7 protein-coding genes are annotated in these 9,386 nt (G+C 36.9%); 5 read left to right on the top strand and 2 right to left on the bottom strand.

Annotated features, from left to right (window positions below):
* The first annotated feature begins 132 nt into the window (after positions 1 to 132).
* From AVJ19_RS19580 to AVJ19_RS19565, 5 genes are all read left to right on the top strand, one after another.
* Positions 133 to 2,991: a ribonucleoside-diphosphate reductase subunit alpha gene (locus AVJ19_RS19580; protein ID WP_265736096.1), complete on the top strand. Its 2,859-nt coding sequence runs from the start codon at positions 133 to 135 to the stop codon at positions 2,989 to 2,991.
* A gap of 264 nt (positions 2,992 to 3,255) precedes the next feature.
* Positions 3,256 to 3,378 (top strand): hypothetical protein, encoded by a 123-nt coding sequence (locus AVJ19_RS22705; protein WP_265736095.1) that lies wholly within the window; start codon positions 3,256 to 3,258, stop codon positions 3,376 to 3,378.
* A gap of 53 nt (positions 3,379 to 3,431) precedes the next feature.
* A complete protein-coding gene (locus tag AVJ19_RS19575; protein WP_111861241.1) occupies positions 3,432 to 3,563 on the top strand; it encodes a preprotein translocase subunit YajC in 132 nt (43 codons plus the stop codon).
* Positions 3,564 to 3,705: 142 nt separating this feature from the next.
* On the top strand, positions 3,706 to 4,989 hold the full coding sequence (locus AVJ19_RS19570; RefSeq protein ID WP_111861240.1) for a ribonucleotide-diphosphate reductase subunit beta: 1,284 nt from the start codon (positions 3,706 to 3,708) through the stop codon (positions 4,987 to 4,989).
* 493 nt (positions 4,990 to 5,482) lie between these two features.
* Positions 5,483 to 6,388, top strand: coding sequence for a hypothetical protein (locus AVJ19_RS19565; protein ID WP_228203412.1), 906 nt, complete (start codon positions 5,483 to 5,485; stop codon positions 6,386 to 6,388).
* On the opposite strand, the gene AVJ19_RS19560 is transcribed toward AVJ19_RS19565, so the two are convergent.
* Positions 6,380 to 7,018 carry a hypothetical protein gene (locus AVJ19_RS19560; RefSeq protein ID WP_111861239.1) on the bottom strand — a complete coding sequence of 213 codons (639 nt, stop codon included), beginning with the start codon at positions 7,016 to 7,018 and terminating at the stop codon, positions 6,380 to 6,382. The two genes, AVJ19_RS19565 and AVJ19_RS19560, sit on opposite strands and share 9 nt — an antisense overlap.
* 118 nt (positions 7,019 to 7,136) lie before the next feature.
* Positions 7,137 to 9,386 (bottom strand): restriction endonuclease subunit S (locus tag AVJ19_RS19555; protein ID WP_111861238.1); only part of this gene is annotated, 2,250 nt, incomplete at its 5' end.

Raw genomic sequence — 9,386 nt, 5'->3', positions numbered from 1 at the left:
TTATCGAAATGTCAATATTGATCTCCCCTAATTTTTACCGTATCTTGTGTCCTAATTTAAATTAAACCACTAAGTATTGTGTTTAGTCCTCAAACATCACAACGACATATTTGCTATGTTGCTGCGATTCAAATGGTCCATAAACATAACAATGATGACAATGGAGCTACGCTGACAATGAACGCCATTACCCCCCCTGGTCAACTTCAAGTGATTAAACGCACTGGTGATGTTGCCCCGTTTGATGCAGAAAAAATCTCTGTAGCAATTGGCAAAGCTTTCTTGGCTGTTGAGGGTCAACAAAGTGCCGATTCAAGCCGTATTCATGACCGTATTACACAATTAACAGAAATGGTCTTAAATACTTTTAATCGTCGCTTACCCTCTGGTGGGACGATTCATATTGAAGAAATTCAAGACCAAGTTGAATTGGCTTTGATGCGTACAGGCGAACAAAAAGTTGCTCGCTCTTATGTGATCTACCGTGAACAACGTTCAGAAGCACGTAAACAAACCAATGCTCATCACCATCCTACTTTACAAATCACAGATGCGAATGGTCAGCTTCAGCCTCTAGATTTGGGCGAACTACAAGCGACTATCGAAAAAGCAAGTGAAGGCTTGGAAGGCATTAATGTTCAAGCCATTGTCGATGAAACTGTTAAAAACTTATATAACGGTGTAAAAGAGTCTGACATCTCAACTACGATGATGATGGCAACACGTACCCGTATCGAACAAGAACCAAACTATACTTATGTGACTGCACGTTTACTCCGTGACAACTTAGTTGCAACTGGTCTTAAATTCCTAGGTTTAGCGACTGATACTTTAGAAAATGACGCACTTGAAACCTATTTGAAAAAAGGGATCGAGTTAGAACTTCTATCTCCAGAACTTTTAAACTTCGATCTTGCAAAATTGGCGGCTGCGATCAAACCTGAGCGTTCTAACCAATTTACTTATTTAGGTCTACAAACTTTATTTGACCGTTATTTCATTCATTCAAATGATGTCCGTTTTGAACTTCCGCAATTGTTCTTCATGCGTGTTTCGATGGGTCTATCCCTCAACGAAGAAAATAAAGAAGACCGTGCAATCGAATTCTATGACTTATTGTCTAGCTTCGACTACATGGCATCTACGCCGACATTATTTAACTCAGGAACTTTACGTCCTCAGTTATCGAGCTGTTATTTAACCACCATCCAAGATGACCTTTATGACATCTATGGTGCGATGCGTGACAATGCCTTACTTTCTAAATGGGCGGGCGGTTTAGGTAATGACTGGACACCAGTTCGTGCTTTGAACTCATACATCAAAGGAACAAACGGTAAATCTCAAGGTGTTGTACCTTTCCTTAAAGTTGCCAACGATACTGCTGTTGCGGTCAACCAAGGTGGTAAACGTAAAGGTGCGGTGTGTGCATACTTAGAAACTTGGCACTTGGATATTGAAGAATTTCTAGAGCTTCGTAAAAACACAGGTGATGACCGTCGTCGTACCCACGACATGAACACTGCAAACTGGGTTCCAGACTTGTTCATGCAACGTGTATTTGAAGATGCTGAATGGACATTATTCACACCATCAGAAACTCCTGATCTTCATGATTTGACGGGTGCAGAATTCGCTGAACGTTATGCGTACTACGAAGGTATTGCCAAAGAACAAAACATGCTGCATAAGAAAATCCGTGCGAAAGACTTATGGCGCAAAATGTTGTCGATGTTGTTTGAAACGGGTCATCCGTGGATCACATTCAAAGACGTATGTAACTTACGTTCACCACAACAACACGTTGGTGTTGTGCATTCATCTAACTTATGTACAGAAATCACTTTAAATACCAATAAAGATGAAATCGCAGTATGTAACTTAGGTTCGATCAACCTTGTACAACACGTTCAAGGCGGCAAACTCGACCGTGAAAAATTGGCTCGTACAGTGAAAACCGCTGTTCGTATGCTCGATAACGTCATCGACATTAACTACTATGCTGTACCACAAGCGCAAAACTCAAACATGAAACACCGTCCAGTCGGTATGGGGATCATGGGCTTCCAAGATGCTTTATATGAAATGAAGCTTGCTTATGGTTCTGATGAAGCGGTTGATTTCGCTGATGAATCTATGGAAGTGATCAGCTACTATGCAATCGAAACTTCAAGCAACTTGGCTGTTGAACGTGGTGTTTATTCAACATTTAAAGGTTCATTGTGGGATCAAGGTATTCTTCCAATCGACTCTTTAGAAATCGTGGCTAAATCACGTCCTGAACGTATGTTCGAAGTTGATCGTACACAACGTTTGGACTGGGATACTTTACGTACCAAAGTTCAAAAAGACGGTATGCGTAACTCAAACGTGATGGCGATTGCACCGACTGCAACCATTTCAAATATTTGTGGTGTTTCTCAGTCTATCGAGCCTACATTCCAAAACCTTTATGTGAAATCTAACCTTTCTGGTGAATTCACAGTGATCAACCCGTACTTAGTACGTGCGTTAAAAGATCGTGGTCTTTGGGACTCTGTGATGGTTAATGACTTGAAACACTTCGAAGGTTCAGTACAAAAAATTGCCCGCATTCCTGAAGAATTAAAAGCAATCTTTGCCACTGCGTTTGAAGTCGATACTCGTTGGATCGTAGATGCTGCATCACGTCGTCAAAAATGGATCGACCAAGCGCAATCGCTTAACCTTTACATCTCTGGTGCAAATGGTAAGAAATTGGACATCACCTATAAGATGGCTTGGTTACGTGGTCTTAAAACGACTTATTACCTCCGTGCACTGGGTGCGACTTCTGCCGAGAAATCGACAATCAATACAGGTGCATTGAACGCAGTTAAACCAACGACTGTTGCAGCTCCAGTTGCTGAAACTAAACCTGCAGCACCTGCTGAAGAAGATGGTTTTGCAAATGCAGCACCAGTTCCTCAAGCATGTTCAATCGACAATCCTGATTGCGAAGCTTGTCAGTAATTTTTTATCCTCCCCGACCCTCCTTTTTCAAAGGAGGGAGAAAAGTCCCCCTTAACAAAGGGGGATTTAGGGGGATTCCAAATTTAGGCAATAAAAAAGCCCTCTAGCGTCCGTCAAAACTAACTAGAAGGCTTACAATCTCGAAGTGATACATAGATGGTCACAACGAGGCTGGCATATGTGAATGCGAGAGTGATTCTATCATTGAATTAGTTATCGAGCCAGTAAGAGTCATCTTAAGTTTGTATCAATGAGGTATGAGTCATGGCTAATAAAGCTGCTCGAAGTGCTATCACTGGTCAATATGTGACTTTGGAATATGCAAAAAAGCACCCCAAAACCACAATTATTGAAACAGTAAAGCCTACTAAATCATCTAAAAAATGATTGAAAGGAGCCTTACTTTAAGGCTCTTCCAAAAAATTAATTAGGACTAAGAAATGTTCCATTTAAGTCATGACTATGAGTTAGGCGTAATCGCACTGATCTTAGCCTTTTTAATTTTTTATATTCCTGTTGCGTATGCATTCTTTGCCATTCGTAAGCAACAAAAGCGTAAGCAAAATAAGTAGTGTAGATATCTACTCAAACGAACAAATTGAGTACATTCATCAGCAAAACTTAATTTTGCTTACACATAATGAGCGTATAGTAGTGACATCTTCGTTTGTGAGATGTCCATAACAGATATAAAGCAACGAAGAGAGAACAAACATGTCTATCCTAAGTTGGGACGATTTTGAAGATGATGAACCGAAACAAGCTGCACAAGCTCACCAGCCTGCGCCCGTCGAACCGAAAAAAACGACTGATTCGCAAGTGGTATCTCATGCACAGCACACATCGTCGTCTGTGGCAACTGCACAACCCGCTCGAACCAGTACAAATAGAACAACAGATCCAACCGATCCGTTGGCAAGAGCATCTAACGCTCTAGAACATCTAGATGTAGCACCAGGCTTAGAAGAGCTTGAAATGGGTGCACAACGTGTACAAGTTGACGACAAAGCAATGATTAACTGTCGTGCTGACTTGAACCAACTTGTACCATTCAAATACGAATGGGCTTGGCAAAAATATCTTGATGGATGTGCAAACCACTGGATGCCACAAGAAGTCAACATGAACCATGACATCGCGCTTTGGAAGTCTGAAAATGGCTTAACCGAAGATGAGCGTACGATTGTGATGCGTTCTTTAGGTTTCTTCTCAACTGCTGACTCATTGGTTGCCAATAACTTGGTACTTGCGATTTACCGTCATATTACCAACCCAGAATGTCGTCAGTACATTTTGCGTCAGTCTTTTGAGGAAGCGATTCATACACATGCTTACCAGTACTGTATCGAATCTTTGGGCATGGATGAAGGTGAAGTCTTCAACATGTACCGTGAAGTTCCATCAGTAGCACGTAAAGCAGCATGGGGGTTGAAATACACTCAACAGTTAAGTGATCCTACGTTTAAAACAGGTACACCTGAAACGGATCAAATCTTGCTTCGCAACTTGATCGCATTCTACTGTGTACTTGAAGGGATCTTCTTCTACTGCGGTTTCAGCCAAATCTTGTCTATGGGTCGTCGTAACAAAATGAATGGTGTTGCTGAGCAATTCCAATACATTTTACGTGATGAATCTATGCACTTGAACTTTGGTATCGACATGATCAACCAAATCAAAATCGAAAATCCAAACTTGTGGACAGCGGAATTCCAAGAAGAAATCATTCAAATGATTCTTGAAGGTACTATGCTTGAGATCGAGTATGCGCGTGACACCATGCCACGTGGCGTATTAGGCATGAACGCAGCAATGATGGAAGAATACTTAAAATTCATTGCCAACCGTCGTTTGGCTCAGTTGGGCTTACCTGAGCAATTTGCAGGTGTGAACAACCCATTCCAATGGATGTCTGAAATGATGGACTTGCGTAAAGAGAAGAACTTCTTTGAAACGCGTGTAACAGACTATCAGACTGGTGGTGCGTTAAGCTGGTAATACTTTCGCCGTCCGCTGAATGACAGATAATGTGAGATTTTTGACACATATTTCGAGATTGTTACAAATTTATTTAACAACTCACTAAATAAAAAAATAGAGCCTAATGGCTCTATTTTTTTTAAATTATGTTCTTAATCTAATTACTTGCTCTTGATTACATACATTAATCTGGTAAATCTATTTCTCATAAATATGGAAATATCAAAATAAGTAAACTAACAAATATTTTAATTTAAATTCATTGAAATATTTTTAATGTACCCAATTTATATTTAAGATTAAATTGGGTATTTTTCATGGCTAAAATTAATTTTGATGATAGATTAAAAAGATTAGAAAAAAGGAGAAAAGCTAAAGATCTTAGTTATAACCTATTCGATAGCATAGGAACTGGAGTCACTTCTTATTCTGAATTTACTTCACTTCAGAATAACGTGAACTTTGGGAAAATATTTCAACTAAACCATCTATACGCTATTCAATTGGAGCTATGCAAGCAGTGGACCAAAGGTACACTGAAATTGGTATTGAAACTGCAAAAAGAATTGAAAACCAACTTAAAACTCGACTGACAAACCATGGATTAGCTACAGAATATAAATTGCAAGGTTCTGTACCTTTAGATATCCATATTAAGGGAGTCAGTGATGTTGATCTATTAGTTATACATAAAAATCACTATCGCTCAGAAGACTGTACAACTTTATTAAGAAATGAAGATATAAAAATTCTACAACAATTAAGAAATTCTAGTTTTCATGAGCTAAAGCAAGCATATCCCGCTGTTAAAATTGATAATACTGGTGGAAAATGCATAAGCCTTACAGGAGGGTCATTACCAAGAGATGTAGATGTAGTCCCATCTCATTGGGTCGAAACGAATGAATATAAGAACAAAGGGTCTGAATATTTAAGAGGAATAAACGTTTTAGATAAAAAGATCCCTACAACATTTCTAAATTTACCCTTTTCCCATATTTATTGGATTAAATTAATTTGCCAGTATTTAACAGAAGGTTCATTAAGAAAATCCATTCGGCTATGTAAAACTATCAAAGCTGATTTAATTGACGAAGGCTCAAAGATTACGCTAAGCAGCTATGACCTAGCGTCTGTTATGTACCATGCTAATAGGGATAATTTAAAAAATAGCAAAAACCATTCTCTTGGTATTGTTTTAGAAACCCAAAGGTTTTTGGATTATTTATATCACAATCCAAATTATGCAAAATCTTTAGACACTCCTGATGGGACTAGAAAAATTTTTGATTCCGCTGACAAATTAACTTCTCTCACCACACTGAGTATTGCATTAGATAATTTAGTAAGTGATTTATGTCAGGATTTGGGCTTTTCATCTAAAGAATCACTAAAATTTTTTCCATTATCAATTTAATTTTTTCCATTCCATTGAGCCAAAAGTTCTTCTACCACTTACATTATAGTATTTGGCGGAAGCACTTTTTGAGTTCTTGTTGAGTTGAAGTTCTACAAAACCTAAATGGGTTCGTAGTTCTTTATGATCTAAGTCTTTAGGCTCATTTTTATAACTATATAAAACCTTATATGAATCAATTTCATCATAAATAATGGCTGCTGAAATACTCTCAGAAGTAGAGTATTTAGTTTCCATTCTAATTCTTAGCTTATCCCAAGTTTGAATTATAGTTACTTTACCTTGCCATTCTGAGTTGTTTGATTTCACTAACTCATTATCAAGTTCTTGATAGGATGTTTTACCAATACACTCCCATTCACCAGAAATATCAGGGTATTTTAAAAAATGAAATAACAAGTTCCATTTCCACACCCATTTATCAAATAAAAAGTAACAAGCTAAAAATAATATACCCGTACTTAAACTTGAAATTACAATATTTTCTAATGGGGAGAGTTCACCATTAAATTTTAAAAAAATATAGATTACTATCCAAGAAATACCCATAGCTACAACATATATATATCTGCCAGCATGTGACCGATTAAAAGCATTTTGAACGCAATATTCATGTCCATTGGTAGCCATTGATTACCTCTATTAAGTAGCCATTTTTAATAACTATATAGTTAAATTACAAAAAAAGATGTTTCAAATTTGACTGTTAAACATTTAACTTTATATCTCTTATTAAATTTTAAACATTTTACAATGGTACAACTAAATTTTGCTTCATCCACTTATACCCATTAAGTACTTCAGCTTTACTAAATCGCTTCTTCTCTTGAGACCATGCATAGAAGTCTTTCAGAAGCTGCTCTTCTGTAACTAATCGCTTTTGCTCAAGAAAACGCAACCAACAAGCAAACAACGTTGCTACAATTTCTATATGATCAGACTTGCTTGTTCTAAAAAGTCCTATTAAGTCATAAATCGCAGTCACATCTTTAGCAAAATACTTATTAAATGCAGATCTATGATCATTACATCTACTGAGAGGTTTGTACTTTAAGTCTCGCTGAGGATCGTAACTAAACCACTCATGATCTTTAAACTTTTTATCTAAATAACGTGCCATAACTGGATCATATGGACCAGCGGCATGTTGTTTAAAGTCAGCCGCCAAATCCATATGTTTTAGTTGTTGGCATAAGTAGATCAACTTTTGCAGTTTTAAATGACCAAAAGTTTGCTCTGTATGCAACTGAAACGTGATTTCAGCAGCTAAAGATAAAAGCTTCAAATCATCATCAACGCTTTCATCTGTAAATAAATCAATTTGATCACTACTTTTTTGCTTCGAATTTTTAACTATCTCAATTGGTTTTTCAAAATGAATAAGATTTTCGGCAACTTTAGGCTTACCAATACTATTCGAATCTTTTAAAGCATTTGATACTAAAGCATCTGAAAGTTCACACTTGATACTATTAACGTGTTTAATTTTATCTTTTAATACATTACAAATATTAAGAAACTCATCAACAGTCTGAATTATTTTTTCTTGCTCATTTAATGGAGGTATTGGTATATAAACTGACTCAAGTATTTCAAGATTAATATTCTTCTGAGCAGTCGCAGGTGCATATTCTAATAATTGCTGTCGAGCTGTTTTCATGAAAAATAAAAGATATCGAGCGCTGTGTAATGGCTCAACTGGTGTAAAACCAACCACACTATCAGGAAAACATGCATCAAAACCTAATATTGCAGAATCAGCAATATTAGCCGCAATTGTGATACACAAAGTTCCCTTAGACCACATTCGACTTTGGGCAAGACCAACTTCACTATATTTTGAATGATATTCAAGAATAATATTTCCTGCTCTAGCAACCTCACCAGTTTGGACTAATGGATAAATTGGTGGATTAAACAGAGCTGGATCATTACGTGGTCTATGTTTTGACTTACCCCGAGCAAACTCTCCTAACTCAGAAAATCTAGCCCAAGCCCAGCTATCTGGAATTTCAAATGGTACTTTATCTAAATCAATTTCGGACAAAGGCTTCGACTTCTTAATCTTCCCTTCTTTTACTAATTTCGCTTTCTCTTCAGCAATTTGGTTTAGCAACTCACTTGCTGGTTCATCATTGGGGTCTTGTTTTACCAACTTCCCCATAACAGCTAACTGCAAAATCGTTTGTTTTAGCTGTTCAATACTGTATTCAGTAGTAAATAATAGATCAAAGTTTTCTGAAATACGCTGCCAATTCTGTTGAAACTCATCAACATCAGATGAGTTAATCAAAACATTCAGTAACGTGTCAACTAATTTATCATGTGCTTCTGAGCTTAAATTTTGCTGCTGTTCAAGTTGATCACAAAGTTGCATTAATTCATCAACTTTAGCTACGATGCGTTTTTGTTCCTCAATTGGTGGTAATGGTATTCTAGTCTGTAATACTGTAGAGGTGTTTAATTCAATCTGATTTGTAGTGCCTGATGCTGAACTTTCTAAATCTTTTTGGATATATGGACTACGGATAACTAAATATATGTAATCAGAGATATTGCCTAAAGTCCGTACAACTGTAACATGGCTATCAGCAACAATATTTTGATAAGTATCAATCTGAAAAAATAGACTTGCACGACCTATAGTTCCAGTCCCTGTAGAATTCCATAAAATATCCCCATCTTTTAGAAAGCGTATTTTTTCATAATTTTCTAAACTTTTAGGGTCAATAAATCGTGCAGGGCTAATATCCAAACCACTCCAACGTACACATTTTTGTGAAATTACAATTTTATCTGACTTTTCTACATATTTAGGGCTTTTTCCCCTTTGAATATATGAGCTTAGATCCTGTAAATATAACCATTGCCAATTGCTAGGAATATGAAATGGGGCTGTAATCTTAGGCAAAGACTTTTGTTTTTTTATTTCACCAACTAAGACTTTCTGATTTTTTTCATCAGTAATCTTCTCTATAAGTAGAGAAACTGGTTCATC

The organism is Acinetobacter sp. CFCC 10889 (assembly GCF_003268395.1).
In the GTDB taxonomy this organism is placed as follows: Bacteria; Pseudomonadota; Gammaproteobacteria; order Pseudomonadales; family Moraxellaceae; genus Acinetobacter.
The sequence above is the reverse complement of the archived record's forward strand: the minus strand, read 5'-3'. Positions and strand labels throughout refer to the sequence as shown.

Bases quoted from the DNA above. Each gene is read 5' to 3' on its own strand.
- AVJ19_RS19580 (WP_265736096.1), top strand. From the start codon at position 133: ATGGTCCATAAACATAACAATGATGACAATGGAGCTACGCTGACAATG.
- AVJ19_RS22705 (WP_265736095.1), top strand. From the start codon at position 3,256: ATGGCTAATAAAGCTGCTCGAAGTGCTATCACTGGTCAATATGTGACT.
- AVJ19_RS19575 (WP_111861241.1), top strand. From the start codon at position 3,432: ATGTTCCATTTAAGTCATGACTATGAGTTAGGCGTAATCGCACTGATC.
- AVJ19_RS19570 (WP_111861240.1), top strand. From the start codon at position 3,706: ATGTCTATCCTAAGTTGGGACGATTTTGAAGATGATGAACCGAAACAA.
- AVJ19_RS19565 (WP_228203412.1), top strand. From the start codon at position 5,483: ATGCAAGCAGTGGACCAAAGGTACACTGAAATTGGTATTGAAACTGCA.
- AVJ19_RS19560 (WP_111861239.1), bottom strand. From the start codon at position 7,018: ATGGCTACCAATGGACATGAATATTGCGTTCAAAATGCTTTTAATCGG.